This window comes from Pseudomonas sp. SJZ131, from assembly GCF_007828705.1.
Classification (GTDB): Bacteria; Pseudomonadota; Gammaproteobacteria; order Pseudomonadales; family Pseudomonadaceae; genus Aquipseudomonas; species Aquipseudomonas prosekii.
On the sequence record NZ_VIVC01000001.1, the window covers coordinates 360279 to 378863 of the forward strand.

15 protein-coding genes are annotated in these 18585 nt (G+C 59.5%); 12 read left to right on the plus strand and 3 right to left on the minus strand.

Annotated elements, in window-relative coordinates; translation table 11 throughout:
* Window positions 1-195 precede the first annotated feature (195 nt).
* From FBY12_RS01385 to FBY12_RS01400, 4 genes are all read left to right on the plus strand, one after another.
* Entirely contained in the window at window positions 196-669 is a 474-nt protein-coding gene (locus tag FBY12_RS01385; RefSeq protein ID WP_109501864.1) for a MarR family winged helix-turn-helix transcriptional regulator, read from the plus strand.
* The gene (locus tag FBY12_RS01390) at window positions 666-2135 is read left to right on the plus strand and encodes an efflux transporter outer membrane subunit (RefSeq protein WP_121733684.1); all 1470 of its coding nucleotides are present in this window, start codon (window positions 666-668) and stop codon (window positions 2133-2135) included. Before FBY12_RS01385 ends, FBY12_RS01390 begins: the two co-directional genes overlap by 4 nt.
* 15 nt (window positions 2136-2150) lie before the next feature.
* Entirely contained in the window at window positions 2151-3353 is a 1203-nt protein-coding gene (locus tag FBY12_RS01395; protein WP_092270148.1) for an HlyD family efflux transporter periplasmic adaptor subunit, read from the plus strand.
* A gap of 153 nt (window positions 3354-3506) precedes the next feature.
* Window positions 3507-5036, plus strand: coding sequence for a DHA2 family efflux MFS transporter permease subunit (locus FBY12_RS01400; RefSeq protein ID WP_145250387.1), 1530 nt, complete (start codon window positions 3507-3509; stop codon window positions 5034-5036).
* A gap of 324 nt (window positions 5037-5360) precedes the next feature.
* Here the strand turns inward: FBY12_RS01400 and lpxH are convergent, their stop codons facing one another.
* Both lpxH and FBY12_RS01410 read right to left on the minus strand, forming a co-directional pair.
* On the minus strand, window positions 5361-6113 hold the full coding sequence (lpxH, locus tag FBY12_RS01405; RefSeq protein ID WP_145250390.1) for a UDP-2,3-diacylglucosamine diphosphatase: 753 nt from the start codon (window positions 6111-6113) through the stop codon (window positions 5361-5363).
* On the minus strand, window positions 6110-6616 hold the full coding sequence (locus FBY12_RS01410; protein WP_145250394.1) for a peptidylprolyl isomerase: 507 nt from the start codon (window positions 6614-6616) through the stop codon (window positions 6110-6112). The genes lpxH and FBY12_RS01410 overlap by 4 nt, the downstream gene beginning before the upstream one ends.
* Before the next feature lie 267 nt (window positions 6617-6883).
* Here FBY12_RS01410 and FBY12_RS01415 point away from each other — a divergent pair, with 267 nt between their 5' ends.
* On the plus strand, window positions 6884-8584 hold the full coding sequence (locus tag FBY12_RS01415) for a glutamine--tRNA ligase/YqeY domain fusion protein (protein ID WP_145250397.1): 1701 nt from the start codon (window positions 6884-6886) through the stop codon (window positions 8582-8584).
* 18 nt (window positions 8585-8602) lie between these two features.
* Window positions 8603-9985 carry a cysteine--tRNA ligase gene (gene cysS / locus FBY12_RS01420; protein ID WP_145250400.1) on the plus strand — a complete coding sequence of 461 codons (1383 nt, stop codon included), beginning with the start codon at window positions 8603-8605 and terminating at the stop codon, window positions 9983-9985.
* A gap of 213 nt (window positions 9986-10198) precedes the next feature.
* On the opposite strand, the gene FBY12_RS01425 is transcribed toward cysS, so the two are convergent.
* Window positions 10199-12031 carry a sigma-54-dependent Fis family transcriptional regulator gene (locus FBY12_RS01425; RefSeq protein ID WP_145250403.1) on the minus strand — a complete coding sequence of 611 codons (1833 nt, stop codon included), beginning with the start codon at window positions 12029-12031 and terminating at the stop codon, window positions 10199-10201.
* Window positions 12032-12392: 361 nt separating this feature from the next.
* Between FBY12_RS01425 and FBY12_RS01430 the strand changes: the two genes are divergently transcribed.
* From FBY12_RS01430 to FBY12_RS01455, 6 genes are read left to right on the plus strand one after another with little or no spacing between them, the layout of a single operon-like run.
* Entirely contained in the window at window positions 12393-13487 is a 1095-nt protein-coding gene (locus FBY12_RS01430; RefSeq protein WP_092270126.1) for an ABC transporter ATP-binding protein, read from the plus strand.
* The gene (locus FBY12_RS01435) at window positions 13487-14602 is read left to right on the plus strand and encodes an ABC transporter ATP-binding protein (RefSeq protein ID WP_145250406.1); all 1116 of its coding nucleotides are present in this window, start codon (window positions 13487-13489) and stop codon (window positions 14600-14602) included. The genes FBY12_RS01430 and FBY12_RS01435 overlap by 1 nt, the downstream gene beginning before the upstream one ends.
* Window positions 14599-15465, plus strand: a complete 867-nt coding sequence (locus FBY12_RS01440; protein WP_092270120.1) for a carbohydrate ABC transporter permease — start codon at window positions 14599-14601, stop codon at window positions 15463-15465. The genes FBY12_RS01435 and FBY12_RS01440 overlap by 4 nt, the downstream gene beginning before the upstream one ends.
* An 8-nt stretch (window positions 15466-15473) precedes the next feature.
* Window positions 15474-16274, plus strand: a complete 801-nt coding sequence (locus FBY12_RS01445; RefSeq protein ID WP_003232361.1) for a carbohydrate ABC transporter permease — start codon at window positions 15474-15476, stop codon at window positions 16272-16274.
* A 10-nt stretch (window positions 16275-16284) separates the two neighbouring features.
* Window positions 16285-16557, plus strand: a complete 273-nt coding sequence (locus tag FBY12_RS01450; RefSeq protein WP_027925091.1) for a DUF2160 domain-containing protein — start codon at window positions 16285-16287, stop codon at window positions 16555-16557.
* Window positions 16558-16605: 48 nt separating this feature from the next.
* A complete protein-coding gene (locus FBY12_RS01455; RefSeq protein ID WP_101208365.1) occupies window positions 16606-18348 on the plus strand; it encodes an ABC transporter substrate-binding protein in 1743 nt (580 codons plus the stop codon).
* Window positions 18349-18585: the final 237 nt, after the last annotated feature.

Consider the following 18585-nt stretch of genomic DNA (forward strand, 5'->3'; position numbering starts at 1 on the left):
GACGCTCCGCGTTCCGCTCTCGAATCGTGACGCAGAGCGTCACTGGCTGAATCCCGCGCAGAGCGTGGGAACGATCAGTCACATTGCCATTTATCCGCCAATTACAAAGCTTCCTAACTATTACGTTGACATTCGCTGCCTAGGCAGTAACATCTCGACATACATTCTCTGCCTAGGCAGCTAATCGGTGGACAGATGAAGCATTTCACCCCGGAACAATTCAAGCATTGCCATCTCGGCCTCTTGCTCGGGCGCGCGGCGCTGCTCAAGGACCGGATCATTGATACGCACATGGAACCGCACGGCATCACTGCCGCGCAGTTCAAAGTGCTGATCATCATGGCCCAGTTCGGCGTCGATACGCCGGCCGAGCTGTGCCGGCACCTGTCGCTCGACAGTGGTTCGATGACGCGCATGCTTGATCGTCTGGAGCAGAAAAACTTCCTCGCCCGCCAACGCTCCGAAGCTGATCGCCGTCAGGTGCAACTGGTGCTCACCGCGCAAGGCCAGCAGTTGGCCGACCGCCTGCCGGACATCGGCGCCGACGCTATGAATGAGTTGGCCGGGGCCATCACCCCGCAAGAGTTGAGCACCCTGGAACAGATCCTGAAGAAAATTTTGGTAGCGGCGGGTGATCCCATCACGCTGCTGCGGGTAGGTGACAAATGAGCAGTAAAACCCTGCGTACCGGGCTGAGCCTGGTGCTGTCGGCGATGGTCCTGGCCGGTTGCGCCAACTACAGCGGCCTCGACACCGAAGGCCAAAGCCTCGACGCAAAAACCCTCAAGGCCGGGCAATCGCTGACCGGCGTGACCCTGTCGCCAGCGGCCTGGCCGAAAAGCGACTGGTGGAAAAGCCTCGGCGACCCGCAGCTCGACGGCTTGATCCGCGAAGCCTTGCACGACAGCCCCGACATGCAAATCGCCGCCGCCCGTGCCCATCAGGCCAGTGCCGCAGCGTATGCCGCCGATGCCGCGCGCATGCCGACGCTCGACGCCAGCGCCGGCATCAGCCGTTCCCGTCTGGCCAAGGACCAGGACCCGCGAGGGCAGGGCGATGCTTACGCCACCGTGCGTAACGTTAGCGCCGGTTTCAATTACAACTTCGACCTCTGGGGCGGTCAGCGTGACGCCTGGGAAGCCGCATTGGGCGAGGCGCGCGCCGCCGAAGTCGATCGGCAGGCGGCGCAATTGACGTTGGCCGCCGACGTTGCCCGCGCCTATAGCGATCTGGGGCAGGCGCACATCGTTTATGACCTCGCCGCCGAAGACCTCAAACGCACCCGGCAGATGCTGGATCTGAGCCAGCGGCGCTTGAGTTCGGGGATCGACAGTCAGTACCAGTTCCAGCAAACCGAAAGCCTCGAAGCCAGTTCCCAGGCCAGCCTGATCGACGCCGAAAAACGCTTGAACAGCGCCAAAATCGCCTTGGCCGTGCTGCTCGGCAAAGGCCCGGACCGCGGCAACGAAATCGCCCGGCCGAAGATCCTCCAGGCCAGCGCCGTGGCGTTGCCGTCGGTACTGCCGGCCGAATTGCTCGGTCGTCGCCCGGATCTGGTCGCGGCGCGCTGGCGGGTCGAAGCGGCGAGCAAAGACATCGACGCGAGCAAAACCCAGTTCTACCCCAACCTCAACCTCAGCGCCGCTGCGGGCGCCGAGTCGCTGTTGGGCGACGCGATGTTCGGTTCGGCGAGTCGCTTTTTCAACATTGCCCCGACGCTTTCGGTGCCGATTTTCGACGGTGGGCGCCTGCGCGCCAACCTCGATGCGCGCGATGCCGACTATGACCTCGCGGTCGCGCAGTACAACAAAAACCTGGTCAAGGCCCTCGGTGATGTCAGCGACACGATCAACCAGTTGCGCGATATCGGCCGGCAGATCGGCGCCCAGCAACACGCCACCGAGATTGCTCAGGATTCTTACAACACAGTGGTCGAGCGCTACGGATCCGGCATCGGCAATTACCTCGACGTGCTCAGCATCGAACAGCAATTGCTCCAGGCCCAGCGTCAGTTGGCCAGCCTGAATGCCGAGCAGATCGACCTGTCGATCCAATTGATGCAGGCGCTGGGCGGTGGTTTCCAGACTGAAACCCTCGCCTCGGCCAACCCAGCTCCAGCCAAGCTGAACAACTAATTCAAGGTATTTGTCATGGCCACTGCCGAAACAACCAAAGCTCCCGACAACGCGCAAGACACCAGCAACCCGCGCAAACGCAAGATCATGCTGACCGTGCTGGCGGTTCTGGTAATCCTCGCCGGCCTCGGCGTCTGGGCTTATCACGAACTGTACGGTCGCTGGAATGAAAGCACCGACGACGCCTATGTAAACGGCAACGTGGTGGAAATCACCCCGTTGGTCACCGGCACCGTGGTCAGCATCGGCGCCGACGATGGCGATCTGGTCCACGAAGGCCAGGTGCTGGTCAATTTCGACCCGAACGACGCGCAGGTCAGTTTGCAAAGTGCCCAGGCCAATCTGGCCCGCACCGTGCGCCAAGTGCGCGGCTTGTACAGCAACGTTGACGGTATGAAAGCTCAGGTCAACGCGCAACAGGCGAACGTGCAAAAGGCTCAGGACAACTTCAGCCGCCGGAAGAATCTCGCCGCCGGCGGGGCGATTTCCCAGGAAGAACTGTCCCACGCTCGCGACGACCTGACCTCGGCGCAAAACGCCTTGGCCAACGCCCAGCAACAACTGAAAACCACCAGCGCGCTGGTCGATGACACGGTGGTTTCGTCGCACCCGGACGTGATGTCGGCCGCCGCGCAACTGCGTCAGGCCTACCTGAACAATTCCCGCAGCACCTTGATTGCGCCGGTTACCGGTTATGTCGCCAAGCGTTCGGTGCAACTCGGTCAGCGGGTTCAGCCGGGCACGGCGCTGATGGCGGTGATCCCGCTGGATCAGTTGTGGATCGACGCCAACTTCAAGGAAACCCAACTGCGTGACATGCGCATCGGCCAACCGGTGGACATCGAGGCTGACCTGTACGGCAGCGACGTGAAGTACAGCGGCACCATCGACAGCCTCGGCGCGGGGACCGGCAGCGCGTTTGCCCTGTTGCCGGCGCAGAACGCCACCGGTAACTGGATCAAAATCGTCCAGCGGGTGCCGGTGCGGATTCACATCAACGCCGAAGAACTGGCCAAACACCCGTTGCGCGTGGGCCTGTCGACTCAGGTTGAGGTCAACCTGCACGACCAGAGCGGCCCGGTGCTGGCGCAACAGCCGCCGCAAAAGGCTTCGTTCAGCACTAACGTCTACGACCGTCAATTGGCCGAGGCGGACGCGATGATCACGCAGTTGATCCACGACAACAGTGCGGCGGCCAGCAAGACCGCCAAGCGCTGATACTCCCCTGTAGGAGCGAGCCTGCTCGCGATAGCGGCGGTCCCATCAACAAAGATGTTGAATGTAAATCCGTTATCGCGAGCAGGCTCACTCCTACAAGGTCAGCTGCGTCTTTAAGGGGCCCAGCGCCCATCTGGTTTCAAAGGATTCGCGATGAGCAATAACGCGTCTTTCACCCCGCCCAGCCTGCTGCTCAGTACCATCGGGCTGTCGCTGGCGACTTTCATGCAAGTGCTCGACACGACCATCGCCAACGTCGCGTTGCCGACGATTTCCGGCAACCTTGGCGTGAGTTCGGAGCAGGGCACCTGGGTGATCACTTCGTTCGCCGTCAGTAACGCGATCGCGCTGCCGCTGACCGGGTGGCTGAGCCGGCGTTTCGGCGAAGTGAAGCTGTTTCTCTGGGCAACGATTCTGTTCGTGCTGGCTTCGTTTCTCTGCGGCATCTCGACCTCGATGCCGGAATTGATCGGTTTCCGGGTGTTGCAAGGTCTGGTGGCGGGGCCGTTGTACCCGATGACCCAGACGCTGCTGATCGCGGTGTATCCTCCCGCCAAACGGGGGATGGCCCTGGCGCTGCTGGCGATGGTCACGGTGGTCGCGCCGATTGCCGGGCCGATCCTCGGTGGCTGGATTACCGACAGCTACAGTTGGCCGTGGATTTTCTTTATCAACGTGCCGATCGGGATTTTCGCGGTGATGGTGGTGCGCCAGCAGCTCAAGGAGCGCCCGGTGGTTACCAGTCACCAGCCGATGGATTACGTCGGTCTGATCACGCTGATCATTGGCGTCGGGGCGTTGCAGGTGATCCTCGACAAGGGCAATGACCTCGATTGGTTCGAGTCGAATTTCATCATCATCGGCGCGGCGATTTCCGTGGTGGCGCTGGCGGTGTTTGTGATCTGGGAGATGACCGATGCGCATCCGGTGGTTAATTTGCGCTTGTTCGCGTATCGCAACTTCCGCATCGGCACCATCGTGTTGGTGCTGGGTTACGCCGGGTTCTTTGGTATCAACCTGATTCTGCCGCAATGGCTGCAGACGCAGATGGGCTACACCGCGACTTGGGCCGGTCTGGCGGTGGCGCCGATCGGGATTCTGCCGGTGTTGATGTCGCCCTTCGTCGGCAAATACGCGCACAAGTTTGATCTGCGTTTGCTCGCCGGTGGCGCGTTCCTGTGTATCGGCCTGAGCTGCTTCATGCGCGCCGGGTTCACCAATGAAGTGGACTTCCAGCACATCGCGTTGGTGCAGTTGTTCATGGGGATTGGCGTGGCGCTGTTCTTTATGCCGACGCTGAGCATCTTGATGTCGGACTTGCCGCCGAGCCAGATCGCCGATGGCGCGGGCCTGGCGACGTTCCTGCGGACCTTGGGCGGCAGTTTCGCGGCGTCGCTGACGACGTGGATCTGGATTCGCCGGGCCGATCAGCATCACGCGTATCTGAGCGAAAGCATCACCACCTATGAACCGGCGACGCGCGATGCCTTGCATGCGCTGGGCGGGGCGAGTACGCCGGCCTATGCGCAACTCGATCAGGTGCTGACGAGCCAGGCGTACATGCTCTCCACCGTGGATTACTTCACGCTGCTGGGCTGGGGTTTTGTCGGTTTGATCCTGATTGTATGGCTGGCGAAACCACCGTTTGCCGCAAAAGCAGGGCCAGCGGCGTCTGGGCATTGAGTGCAGGGCTTGAGATCGACCCCTCTCCCTAACCCTCTCCCCAGAGGGGCGAGGGGACTGACCGAGGCGTTCTTTTGAGCTGCATCGACCTGAAAGCCCGAGCCGAACTCCCGTCCGGAAAACAATGAAGATCGACTCCCTTCCCCCCTCTCCCCACTGGGGAGAGGGCTGGGGTGAGGGGTGGCTCTTAGCCGTTAGGCAATGCAAGCCGCGGCGGTGTCCCGACCTGAAAGCCCGAGCCGAACTCAGGCCTGGAAAACAATGAAGATCGGCTCCCATTCCCCCACTCCCCACTGGGGAGAGGGCTGGGGTGAGGGGTGGCTCTTAGCCGCTAAGCAATGCAGGCCGCGGCGGTGTCCCAAAATCGAACGGTGCCAGGGCAAATCCGTTCTCATCCACCTCCAGCGCCCAGCCCTGGCGATCCCAATCCCCCAGCACAATGCGCCGGGCCGCTTCCTCGCCGATCTGCAATTTATGGATCGCCGGGCGGTGGGTGTGGCCGTGGATCAGCGTTTTCACGCCGAATTCCTGCATGATCCGTGGCACTTCCTCGGGCGTGACATCGACGATGTCGTTGGCCTTCATCCGCGTCTGCGCACGGCTTTCGCTGCGCAGTTTGCGCGCCAGTTTGTGCCGGGTGCTGAGGGGCAGGTGCCGCAGGATAAACAGGGTGATCGGGTTGCGCAGATAACGACGCAGCTTCATATAGCCGACATCGCGGGTGCACAGGCTGTCGCCGTGCATCAATAGCACCGGCTCGCCTGCGAGTTGCACGACGCTCGGGTCTTTCAACAACGTGCAGCCGGCCTGTTTGCAGAAGGCCTGGCCAAGCATGAAGTCGCGATTACCGTGCATCAGAAAAATTGCCGTGCCGCTGTCGCTGAGATCGCGCAGGGCCTGGCAGATGGAGCGCTGGAAAGGCGTCATGGCGTCGTCGCCAATCCATGCCTCGAAAAAGTCGCCGAGAATGTACAACGCACTCGCCGAGCGGGCGCGTCCGGCGAGCAAATCCAGAAACGCCCGGGTTATGTCCGGGCGCTCCTCTTCCAGATGTAAATCTGAAATCAGCAGTATCACGCTTCGATGATCTCGGCTTTCTCGATGATCACGTCATCTGCTGGCACATCCTGGTGGCCGGATTTCATGGTGGTGGAAACACCTTTGATCTTGTCGACCACTTCTTCGCCGGCAACCACTTTGGCGAAAACGGCGTAGCCCCAACCCTGAGTGGTCTTGGCGCTGTGGTTCAGGAAGCTGTTGTCAGCCACGTTGATGAAGAACTGCGCGGAGGCCGAATGCGGCTCCATGGTACGGGCCATGGCGACGCTGTACTTCTCGTTCGGCAGACCGTTGTCGGCTTCGTTCTGGATGCTTGGGCGCTTGTCTTTCTTTTCTTTCATGCCTGGCTCGAAACCGCCGCCCTGGATCATGAAGTTACTGATGACGCGGTGGAAAACGGTGTTTTCGTAGTGCCCGGCTTTGACGTATTCGATGAAGTTGGCAACGGTCAGCGGAGCCTTTTCAGCGTTCAGTTTCAGGACGATGTCGCCATGGTTGGTGGTCAGTTTGACTTGGGTCATGATCGGGACTCTTTATAAAAGAAGCGTTTGAAAGGAATTCGTGGTTTGCCGCGCGTTACGCCGGCAACCGGTTTGGCCAATTTCGGCCAAGGTGCGCAGTTTAGCGCGACAGGCGTTAATTTCGAGGCAGTTTTTCAAAACAGGTGGATTAAACGCAGCTGATTTAAGGCCTGCTCTGTCAGCGGCTTGACAGCATCGGCTATGATAGCGGCTTTGTTTTGTCAGGCCTTTCGTTCCGGCCGCGCACTTGTATGTTCAAGGATCCTAATGAGCAAGCCCACTGTCGACCCTACCTCGAATGCCAAGACCGGCCCTGCCGTGCCGGTCAACTTCCTGCGGCCGATCATCCAGGCGGACCTGGACTCGGGTAAGCACACGCAGATCGTCACCCGTTTCCCGCCTGAGCCCAACGGCTACCTGCACATCGGTCACGCCAAGTCGATTTGCGTGAACTTCGGCCTGGCCCAGGAATTTGGCGGCGTCACGCACCTGCGTTTCGACGACACCAACCCGGCCAAGGAAGACCAGGAATACATCGACGCGATCGAAAGCGACATCAAATGGCTGGGCTTCGAATGGTCCGGTGAAGTGCGCTACGCCTCGCAGTATTTCGACCAATTGCACGACTGGGCCGTCGAGCTGATCAAGGCCGGCAAGGCTTACGTTGATGACCTGAGCCCGGAGCAAGCCAAGGAATACCGCGGCACGCTGACCGAACCGGGCAAGAACAGCCCGTTCCGCGACCGCTCCGTCGAAGAAAACCTCGACTGGTTCGCCCGCATGAAGGCCGGCGAATTCCAGGACGGCGCACGCGTGCTGCGGGCCAAGATCGACATGGCCTCGCCGAACATGAACCTGCGCGACCCGATCATGTACCGCATCCGTCACGCCCATCACCACCAGACCGGCGACAAGTGGTGCATCTACCCGAACTACGACTTTACCCACGGCCAGTCGGACGCGATCGAAGGCATCACGCATTCGATCTGCACCCTGGAATTCGAAAGCCATCGTCCGCTGTACGAATGGTTCCTCGACGCGTTGCCAGTGCCCGCGCACCCGCGTCAGTACGAATTCAGCCGCCTCAACCTGAACTACACGATCACCAGCAAGCGCAAGCTCAAGCAACTGGTCGACGAGAAACACGTGTTCGGCTGGGATGACCCGCGCATGTCGACGTTGTCGGGTTTCCGCCGTCGCGGCTACACGCCTGCGTCGATCCGCAATTTCTGCGACATGGTCGGCACCAACCGTTCTGACGGCGTTGTCGATTTCGGCATGCTCGAATTCAGCATCCGTCAGGATCTGGACCAGAATGCTCCGCGCGCCATGTGCGTGCTGCGTCCGCTGAAAGTCGTGATCACCAACTACCCGGAAGACCAGGTCGAGAACCTCGAACTGCCGCGTCATCCGCAGAAAGAAGAACTCGGCGTGCGCCAGTTGCCGTTCGCCCGTGAAATCTACATCGACCACGATGACTTCATGGAAGAGCCGCCAAAAGGCTACAAGCGCCTGGAGCCGAACGGCGAAGTGCGTCTGCGCGGCAGCTACGTGATTCGTGCGGACGAAGCGATCAAGGACGCCGACGGCAACATCGTCGAGCTGCGTTGCTCCTACGACCCGGAAACCCTCGGCAAAAACCCTGAAGGCCGCAAGGTCAAAGGCGTTGTGCACTGGGTGCCAGCAGCGGCCAGCATTGAGTGCGAAGTGCGTCTGTACGATCGCCTGTTCCGCTCTCCGAACCCTGAAAAGGCTGAGGACAGCGCCAGTTTCCTCGACAACATCAACCCTCAATCACTGCAAGTTCTCACTGGTTGTCGTGCCGAGCCTTCGTTGGCCAATGCACAGCCGGAAGACCGTTTCCAGTTCGAGCGCGAAGGTTACTTCTGCGCGGATATCAAGGACTCGAAACCGGGCGCTCCGGTGTTCAACCGTACCGTGACCTTGCGTGATTCGTGGGGCCAGTGATTCAAGGAAACCGCTAAAGTGCTGACGATCTACAACACGCTCACCAAGAGCAAAGAAGTTTTCAAACCGCTGGATGGCAACAATGTGCGCATGTACGTCTGCGGGATGACCGTTTACGACTACTGCCACTTGGGCCACGGCCGCAGCATGGTCGCGTTCGACCTGGTGACCCGCTGGTTGCGCTTCAGCGGTTACAACCTGACGTATGTGCGCAACATCACCGACATTGACGACAAGATCATCAATCGGGCCAACGAGAACGGCGAGTCGTTCGAGGCCTTGACCGAGCGCATGATCGCGGCGATGCACGAAGACGAAGCGCGCCTGAACATCAAGAAGCCGGACATGGAGCCGCGTGCCACCGATCATATTCCGGGCATGCTCAGCATGATCCAGACTTTGATCGACAAGGGTTACGCCTATGCCGCGAACAATGGCGACGTGTATTACCGCGTCGCCAAGTTCATGGGCTACGGCAAGCTGTCGCGCAAGAAGATCGAAGACCTGCGCATCGGCGCGCGGATCGAAGTCGACGAGTCGAAACAGGACCCGCTGGACTTTGTATTGTGGAAAGCCACCAAACCGGGCGAGCCGAGCTGGCCTTCGCCGTGGGGCGACGGGCGTCCGGGCTGGCACATCGAATGCTCGGTGATGTCGACCTGCTGCCTCGGCGAGACGTTCGATATTCATGGCGGCGGCAGCGACCTCGAGTTCCCGCACCACGAAAACGAAATCGCCCAAAGCGAAGCGGCCACCGGCAAGACCTACGCCAACGCGTGGATGCATTGCGGGATGATTCGGATCAACGGCGAGAAGATGTCGAAGTCGTTGAACAACTTCTTCACCATTCGCGACGTGCTGGAAAAGTACCACCCGGAAGTCGTGCGTTACTTGCTGGTGTCGAGCCATTACCGCAGCGCGATCAACTATTCGGAAGACAACCTCAAGGACGCCAAAGGCGCACTCGAGCGTTTCTACCATGCGTTGAAAGGCCTGCCGAGTGTCGCTCCGGCGGGCGGCGAAGGGTTTGTCGAGCGCTTCACTCAGGTGATGAACGACGACTTCGGCACGCCGGAAGCCTGCGCGGTGCTGTTCGAGATGGTCCGCGAGATCAACCGTCTGCGCGAGAGCGATCTGAACGCGGCGGCCGGTCTGGCGGCGCGTTTGAAGGAACTGGCCAGCGTGCTCGGCGTGTTGCAGCTTGAAGCCGATGACTTCTTGCAGGCTGGCGCTGAAGGGCGGGTCGATGCAGCTGAAGTGGATGCGCTGATTGCTGCGCGTCTGGCCGCTCGCGCCAACAAGGACTGGGCCGAATCCGACCGCATCCGCGAGCAGCTCACCGCCATGGGCGTGGTGCTGGAAGACGGCAAGGGCGGCACGACCTGGCGCCTGGCTGACTGATTTCTGCACTCATTACAAGCAAAACCCGCCTTGTGCGGGTTTTTGTTTATGTGCAGGTTCCAAGTCCGGTGGTGACAGGGCTGACGCCTTCCCGGGCAAGCCTCGCTCCTACAGTTTTGTGTCGTTCGCAAGATGGCGTACGACTCGGCCCTGTAGGAGCGAGGCTTGCCCGCGAATGGTCTGCAGTCGAGCGCAAACAGTGCCGACGCCCGGTCACTCCGTCTGGCGCAAGCGCTTGTACAAAGTGTTGCGGCTAACGCCCAATCTGCGGGCCAGATGCGAAATATTCCCCCCAGCCGCCTGCAACAGCCGATTCAAATCCTCGGCATCATTCAAATCCACCGCCAACGGCTCCGGCGTCTCTACCGGTTCCATCTCCAGATCGACAAAAAAATCATCCGGCAAATGCTCAGGTTTCACCGGTTGCTCCTCAGCCATGGCCAACGCGACCTGCATCACGCTGCTGACCTGACGCAAATTCCCCGGCCACGGATGACGGCTGAACAACGCCATTACCTCGCGGCTCAACCCGGCCCATTGCGCCGGTTCGCGGTGCTGTTCCCACAGGCGTTTGAACAAGGCTTCTTTATCACTGCGCTCGCGTAATGGCGGCAGCTCCAGCGTCAGCCCGCCAATCCGGTAATACAAATCCTCGCGAAAACGCCCCAACTGCACCTGTTCGCGCAACGAGCGGTTGGTCGCCGAAATAATCCGGATATCCACCGCAAACAACTCGCTGCTGCCCACCGGTTGCACGCAGCGCTCCTGCAACACCCTCAACAGTCGGGCCTGTGTCGGCAGCGGCATGTCGCCGATTTCATCGAGGAACAGCGTGCCTTTGTCAGCCTTGCGGATCAGGCCGATGCTGCCCTTTTGATTGGCACCGGTGAACGCGCCTTTCTCGTAACCAAACAGCTCGGATTCCACCAGTTCGGCGGGGATCGCTGCACAGTTCACCGCAATGAACGGTTGTTTGCTGCGCGAGCTGGCCTGGTGCAGCGCTTTGACAAACACTTCCTTGCCGACCCCGGTCTCGCCGTGGATCAGCAGCGGAATGTCTTTCTCCAGCAAACGCTCGGCCTGGCGCACGGCTTTTTCGACGCGGCTGTCACCGAAGTGCAGGGTGCTCAGGCTGATGGTGGCGGGGGGCGAAACCGTCGGTTCAGCGAACACTCTCGCTTGAATCGGCACCTGTTTCGGCCGCTTCAACAAACACTGAAAACGGTTGCGCCCGGACGCTTGCAACGCAAACGGCAAGCCCTCCGGTTGGTTGAGCAATTCCAGTAATGACACCTTGAACAGGCTCTCGACGCTGACCCGCGACAGGCTGATGCCCAGCAGATTATCGGCCCGGCGATTGGCCGAAAGCACTTGCCCGGCCTCGTCAAAGATCAGCAAACCGGCCCATTGGCTGTCGAGGTTGTTTAGCCCGGTGTTGAAGGTCAGTTGAAAATGCTGGCCATGGAACAGGTTGAGAATCAGCCGATTCTCCACGGTCTGGCTCATCATTTTGACCATGCCCAGCGTGTGCGACGGCGGCAGGTAGCTGTCGCTGGACACGTCGAGCACCGCGATGACTTTGCGCTCGGCATCGAAAATCGGCGCGGCGGAACCGGTCATGAAACGGTTGGCTTTCAGAAAATGTTCGTCGTGCTCGATGTGCACGGCTTGCTCGCAGGCGAGGGCGGTGCCGATCGCATTGGTGCCGCTGCAACGCTCGATCCAACTGGCGCCGGCGCTGAAACCGCGGGTCAGGCTCGGCTCGATAAAGCGCTGGGTGCCCCAGGACGTGAGCACTTGGCCCTGATTGTCGGCGAGCATGATCAGGCAATTGGAGTTGCTGAGGATATTTTCGTAATACGGCAGCACTTCCTGATGCGTGGTCTGCACCAGCGAATGCTGGCTCTCGAGCAATTGCGCGATGCCGGCGGCGGGTAGCTGGTCGAAGGTCGGGGCGCTGTGGTGATCGAGGCCGAACGCACGGCAGCGCGACCAGGAGTCCTGAATGATGGCGTCGTGGGAGAGCGGCGAGGCGGGTACGGCCATGGCAGTCGATCTCTGAGCAAAGCTTTTATTGTTTTTATGGGTGTTACACAACGTTCGAGGCGCCACATTATTCTGTGGGAGCAAGGCTTGCCCGCGATGGCGATCTCGATAACGCCATCGCGGGCAAGCCATGCTCCTACAGGGTCAAAATGCGTTCGTAGAGTGTTGTTCACTATTGTTCATTGTCAACCGCCCAACTGTTCAATTGTTCAGCCGCGATTGTTCATTTCTGTTCAGCAACGAACGCCGTTCACGCTCATTTCACGGATTTACGAAGCGCATCAAGCACTTGCATTTTCTGGCACGAATGTCGCTCTATCGTTTCGGTCGCTTGACTCCAAATAATAAAAAAGGCCGAGCCATGTCACTCACCCTGGAGCACGTCAGCCGTACCGTCGAGGGCCAGACCTGGATCGACGATGCGTGCCTGGTTTTCGAACCCGGATCATTCAACGTTTTGCTCGGGCGCACGCTGTCCGGCAAAACCAGCCTCATGCGTCTGATGGCCGGCCTCGACAAGCCTGACAGCGGCCGCATCCTGATGAACGGTGTCGATGTCACGCAACGCCCGGTGCGTTTGCGCAACGTCTCGATGGTTTATCAGCAGTTCATCAACTACCCGACCATGACGGTGTTCGAGAACATCGCTTCGCCGCTGCGCCAGGGCGGGGCGTCCAACGAACTGATCCAGAGCAAAGTGCTCGAAACCGCGAAAATGCTGCGCATCGAGAAATTCCTCAAGCGCTATCCGCTGGAGCTTTCCGGTGGTCAGCAACAGCGCACGGCCATGGCGCGGGCGCTGGTCAAGGACGCTGAACTGATCCTGTTCGACGAACCGCTGGTCAACCTCGACTACAAACTGCGCGAAGAGCTGCGCCAGGAAATGCGCGAGCTGTTCAAGGCGCGGCACACCATCGCGATCTACGCCACCACCGAGCCCAACGAAGCGTTGGCGCTGGGCGGCACCACGACGATTCTTCACGAAGGCCGGGTGATCCAGAGCGGCAAGTCCTCCGAGGTGTATCACCAGCCACAAACCGTATTGGCCGCAGAGCTGTTTTCCGAGCCGCCGATCAACCTGATGCCGGGACGCATCGCTGGCAACGAAGTGAGTTTCGCCAATTTTGTGCACTTCCCGCTGAACGTCGATCTGCGCCCGGTGGGTGAAGGCGAATTCCGTTTTGGCGTGCGCCCGAGCCACATTTCGCTGGTGCCGAGCAACGACGATGACCTCGAGTTGGCGGTCACCGTCGAAGTCGCCGAGATCAGCGGTTCGGAAACCTTCCTGCACGTGCGCAACGAACATTTTCTGTTGGTGCTGCACTTGCCGGGCGTGCACGAATACGACGTCGATGCGCCGATTCGCATCTACATCCCGACGCACAAACTGTTTGTCTTCGATATGCAGGGCCGGCTGGTCCAGGCGCCCGGTCGCCGTATCGCGAGGGTTGCCTGATGGCCGAAATTCGTTTGCAAAACCTCGCCCACAGCTACACCCGCACGCCGAGCGGCCCCGAGGATTACGCGATCCGCGAGATGAACCACATCTGGGAGCAGGGCGGTGCCTACGCGTTGCTCGGGCCGTCGGGTTGCGGCAAATCGACGTTGCTCAACATCATTTCCGGGTTGCTCAGCCCCTCGCAAGGCCAAGTGCTGTTTGACGGCAAAGAGGTCAACGAGCTGACCCCGGAGAAGCGCAACATCGCCCAGGTTTTCCAGTTTCCGGTGGTCTACGACACCATGACGGTGTTCGACAATCTGGCGTTCCCCCTGCGAAATCAGGGCATGAACGAGGCGAAAGTGCACAGCAAGGTGCAGGAAATTGCCGAGGTCCTCGACCTGCAGGCACTGCTGAGCAAAAAGGCGCGCAACCTCACCGCCGATGAAAAACAGAAAGTCTCGATGGGCCGAGGACTGGTGCGCGACGACGTTTCGGCGATCCTCTTCGACGAACCGCTGACGGTGATCGACCCGCACCTGAAGTGGAAGCTGCGGCGCAAGCTCAAGCAGATTCACGAGCAGTTCAACATCACCATGGTCTACGTCACCCACGATCAACTTGAAGCCTCGACGTTCGCCGACAAAATCGCCGTGATGTATGGCGGCCAGATTGTGCAATTCGGCACGCCGCGCGAGTTGTTCGAGCGGCCGAGTCACACGTTTGTCGGCTATTTCATCGGCAGCCCGGGGATGAACCTGATCGACGTGCAGCCGCAACCGGGTGGCGTCGGTTTTGCCTCGACGCACTTGCCGCTGCCCGAAGCGATGCAGCAGCAAATCGCCGACAAGCAATGGCAAACCCTCAAGGTCGGAATCCGTCCCGAATTCGTGCATGTCTGGGACGAGCCGTTTGACGACGCGATGCAGGCAAACGTCGTACACGTCGAAGACCTTGGCACCTACAAAATCATGACCCTCAACCTCGACGGCGCACCGTTGAAAGTGCGGTTGGCCGAAGACAAACCGGTGCCGGAAGGCACGGCGTATATCAGTTTTCCGGCGCAATGGCTGATGGTCTACGCCGATGAATATCTGTTGCCCGTGCAGGCAAATAACGGAGCGCAGCCATGAACAAGGTGCAGAACAACAAGGCCTGGTGGCTGGTGTTGCCGGTGTTTTTGCTGGTGGCGTTCAGCGCGGTGATCCCGATGATGACCGTGGTCAATTACTCGGTGCAGGACATCTTCGACCAGTCCAGCCGCTACTTCGTCGGCGCCGACTGGTACAAGCAAGTGCTGCTCGACCCACGTTTGCACGACTCGCTGCTGCGCCAGTTCATCTATTCGGCGTGTGTGCTGCTGATCGAAATCCCGCTCGGCATCGCCATCGCGCTGACCATGCCGACCAAGGGCCGCTGGTCGTCGCTGGTGCTGATCATCCTCGCGATTCCGCTGCTGATTCCTTGGAACGTGGTCGGCACGATCTGGCAGATTTTCGGCCGCGCCGACATCGGTTTGCTTGGTTCGAGCCTCAACGCGATGGGCATCAACTACAACTATGCATCGAACACAATGGACGCCTGGGTCACGGTGTTGGTGATGGACGTGTGGCACTGGACCTCTTTGGTGGCGCTGTTGTGTTTCTCCGGATTACGGGCGATTCCCGATGTGTATTACCAAGCCGCGCGGATTGATCGCGCATCGTCCTGGGCAGTGTTCCGACACATCCAGTTGCCCAAACTCAAAAGCGTGCTGCTGATCGCGGTGATGTTGCGCTTCATGGACAGCTTCATGATTTACACCGAGCCGTTTGTGCTGACGGGCGGCGGACCGGGGAATGCCACGACCTTCTTGAGTCAGACGTTGACGCAAATGGCTGTAGGGCAATTCGACCTCGGTCCGGCGGCGGCTTTCTCGCTGGTGTACTTCCTGATCATTCTGTTGGTGTCCTGGCTGTTCTACACGGCCATGACTCACTCCGACGCCAACCGCTGAGGTCTGCCATGAGTAAAAGAAAGCTCATCCCATTGCTGATCTACATCCTGTTCCTGCTGGTGCCGATCTACTGGCTGCTGAACATGTCCTTCAAGAGCAACACCGAAATCCTCGGCGGTTTGACCCTTTTCCCACAGGATTTCACCCTGGCGAACTACAAGGTGATCTTCACTGACCCGAGTTGGTACACCGGTTACCTCAACTCGCTGTATTACGTGAGCCTGAACACGGTGATCTCGCTGAGCGTGGCGCTGCCGGCGGCATATGCGTTTTCGCGTTACCGCTTTCTCGGTGACAAACACCTGTTCTTCTGGCTGCTGACCAACCGCATGGCGCCGCCGGCAGTATTTCTGCTGCCGTTCTTCCAGCTCTATTCGTCGATTGGGCTGTTCGACACGCACATCGCTGTGGCACTCGCGCATTGCCTGTTCAACGTGCCGCTGGCGGTGTGGATTCTCGAAGGCTTCATGTCCGGTGTTCCCAAGGAAATCGACGAAACGGCCTACATTGATGGCTATAGTTTTCCGAAGTTCTTCGTGAAGATTTTCATCCCTTTGATAGGCTCGGGGATCGGCGTCACGGCGTTCTTCTGCTTCATGTTTTCCTGGGTCGAATTGCTTCTGGCGCGCACGCTGACTTCGGTCAACGCCAAGCCGATCGCGGCGGTAATGACCCGCACGGTTTCGGCGTCCGGCATCGATTGGGGCGTGCTGGCAGCGGCGGGGGTGTTGACCATCCTCCCGGGCATGCTGGTGATCTGGTTTGTTCGCAACCACGTGGCCAAGGGCTTTGCCCTCGGTCGGGTCTGAGGAGCTGATGATGGAATGGATGAGTTGGACGGTTCCGACCGCAGCGTTTTTCATCGTCATCGGCCTGATCCTGGTCGGCATGACGACGTGGGAATTGCGTTCGCCGAGCATTCTTCGGCGGGGTTTATTGCCGATTGCCACCACCCGTGGCGATCGCTTGTTTATCGGTCTTCTCGGCAGCGCCTACCTGCATTTGCTGGTAATCGGCGTCACCGACTGGAGCATCTGGGTCGCGTCCGCGTTGTCCCTGGTGTGGCTGTTGGCTGTGATGCGTTGGGGCTAGTCGAATCGCTCGGCAAAGTTGCTCCCAAAAACTCAACAGGAGGTCTCTATGTTCGACAAAAACAATAAGCTGCGACATAGCATTTCATTGGCAGCCATGCTGGCACTCAGCGGTTTGAGCGCATCTGCCTGGGCGGATGCCTACGAAGACGCGGCGAAAAAGTGGATCGGCAGCGAATTCAAGCCGTCCACCCTCACGGCCGATCAGCAGCTCGAGGAATTGAAGTGGTTCATCAAAGCGGCCGAGCCGTTTCGCGGGATGAACATCAAAGTGGTTTCGGAAACCCTGACCACCCACGAATATGAGTCGAAAGTGCTGGCCAAGGCGTTTTCCGAAATCACCGGGATCAAGTTGACCCACGACTTGCTGCAAGAAGGCGACGTGGTGGAAAAGCTGCAAACCCAGATGCAATCGGACAAGAGCATTTATGACGGCTGGGTCAACGACTCGGACCTGATCGGCACGCATTTTCGCTATGGCAAGACTGAATCGATCACCGATCTGATGGCCAACGAAGGCAAGGCCTACACCTCGCCAACGCTGGACCTCAAGGACTTTATCGGGATTTCCTTCACCACCGCGCCGGACGGCAAGATCTATCAGCTGCCCGACCAGCAGTTCGCCAACCTGTATTGGTTCCGCGCCGACTGGTTTGAGCGAGCGGACCTCAAAGCCAAGTTCAAGGAAAAGTACGGTTACGAATTGGGCGTCCCGGTGAACTGGTCCGCCTATGAAGACATCGCCAAATTCTTCAGCGAAGACGTCAAGGAAATCGACGGCAAACGTGTCTACGGGCACATGGACTACGGCAAGAAAGACCCGTCGCTGGGCTGGCGCTTCACCGATGCCTGGTTCTCCATGGCCGGTGGCGGCGACAAAGGTTTGCCCAACGGCTTGCCGGTGGACGAGTGGGGGATTCGCGTCGAGGACTGCCACCCGGTCGGTTCCAGCGTCACCCGCGGCGGCGACACCAACGGCCCGGCGGCTGTGTTCGCTACGCAAAAATACGTCGATTGGATGAAAGCCTACGCGCCACCGGAAGCGGCGGGCATGACATTCTCCGAATCCGGTCCAGTGCCATCGCAAGGCAACATCGCCCAACAAATCTTCTGGTACACCGCGTTCACCGCCGACATGACCAAGGCTGGCCTGCCGGTCATGAACGCCGATGGCACGCCGAAGTGGCGCATGGCACCGTCGCCGCGTGGCCCGTATTGGGAAGAGGGCATGAAACTCGGTTATCAGGATGTGGGTTCCTGGACATTCCTCAAGTCCACGCCTGAAAAACAAAAACTTGCCGCGTGGCTGTACGCGCAGTTCGTGACCTCGAAAACCGTCTCGCTGAAGAAAACCATCGTCGGCCTGACACCGATCCGCGAATCCGACATCAACTCGCAAGCGATGACCGACCTCGCACCGAAACTCGGTGGTCTGGTCGAGTTCTACCGCAGCCCGGCCCGCGTGCAATGGACCCCGACCGGGACCAACGTGCCGGATTATCCTCGGTTGGCCCAACTCTGGTGGAGCCACATCGCCGAAGCCGCCAGCGGCGAGAAAACCCCGCAACAGGCGCTCGACGGCCTGGCCAAGGATCAGGACGCAATCATGGCGCGCCTCGAACGCTCCAAAGTGCAACCGGTCTGCGGACCAAAAATGAACCCGGAACGCGACGCGCAGTACTGGTTTGATCAGCCGGGCGCACCGAAACCTAAATTGGCGAATGAGAAGCCAAAAGGGGAAACCGTGAGCTACACCGAACTGCTGAAATCGTGGGCAGATGCACGCAAGTAAGCGGGTTGGATCTTGAAAGGCGAACGGCACCGGGAGGTGCCGTTTTTGTTATGTCCTGCTGCTGAAAGCAAGTGCGTAAGGAGGACGTCAGCGAATCTCTAACGCTATCTCTCTGCTATTGATAACTTTCTCGTTCACGACTCGCCGTACAACCGGCTCCGACGGCCTCTTCGGCGGTGTGGGCTTGATAGAGTCGTTTGGTTTGGATTGACCGTCGTTGGGTTTCATTCTTTATTC

Coding starts and splice junctions, on each gene's coding strand:
- FBY12_RS01385 (WP_109501864.1), top strand. CDS start 196: ATGAAGCATTTCACCCCGGAACAATTCAAGCATTGCCATCTCGGCCTC.
- FBY12_RS01390 (WP_121733684.1), top strand. CDS start 666: ATGAGCAGTAAAACCCTGCGTACCGGGCTGAGCCTGGTGCTGTCGGCG.
- FBY12_RS01395 (WP_092270148.1), top strand. CDS start 2,151: ATGGCCACTGCCGAAACAACCAAAGCTCCCGACAACGCGCAAGACACC.
- FBY12_RS01400 (WP_145250387.1), top strand. CDS start 3,507: ATGAGCAATAACGCGTCTTTCACCCCGCCCAGCCTGCTGCTCAGTACC.
- FBY12_RS01410 (WP_145250394.1), bottom strand. CDS start 6,616: ATGACCCAAGTCAAACTGACCACCAACCATGGCGACATCGTCCTGAAA.
- FBY12_RS01415 (WP_145250397.1), top strand. CDS start 6,884: ATGAGCAAGCCCACTGTCGACCCTACCTCGAATGCCAAGACCGGCCCT.
- FBY12_RS01425 (WP_145250403.1), bottom strand. CDS start 12,031: ATGGCCGTACCCGCCTCGCCGCTCTCCCACGACGCCATCATTCAGGAC.
- FBY12_RS01430 (WP_092270126.1), top strand. CDS start 12,393: ATGTCACTCACCCTGGAGCACGTCAGCCGTACCGTCGAGGGCCAGACC.
- FBY12_RS01435 (WP_145250406.1), top strand. CDS start 13,487: ATGGCCGAAATTCGTTTGCAAAACCTCGCCCACAGCTACACCCGCACG.
- FBY12_RS01440 (WP_092270120.1), top strand. CDS start 14,599: ATGAACAAGGTGCAGAACAACAAGGCCTGGTGGCTGGTGTTGCCGGTG.
- FBY12_RS01445 (WP_003232361.1), top strand. CDS start 15,474: ATGAGTAAAAGAAAGCTCATCCCATTGCTGATCTACATCCTGTTCCTG.
- FBY12_RS01450 (WP_027925091.1), top strand. CDS start 16,285: ATGGAATGGATGAGTTGGACGGTTCCGACCGCAGCGTTTTTCATCGTC.
- FBY12_RS01455 (WP_101208365.1), top strand. CDS start 16,606: ATGTTCGACAAAAACAATAAGCTGCGACATAGCATTTCATTGGCAGCC.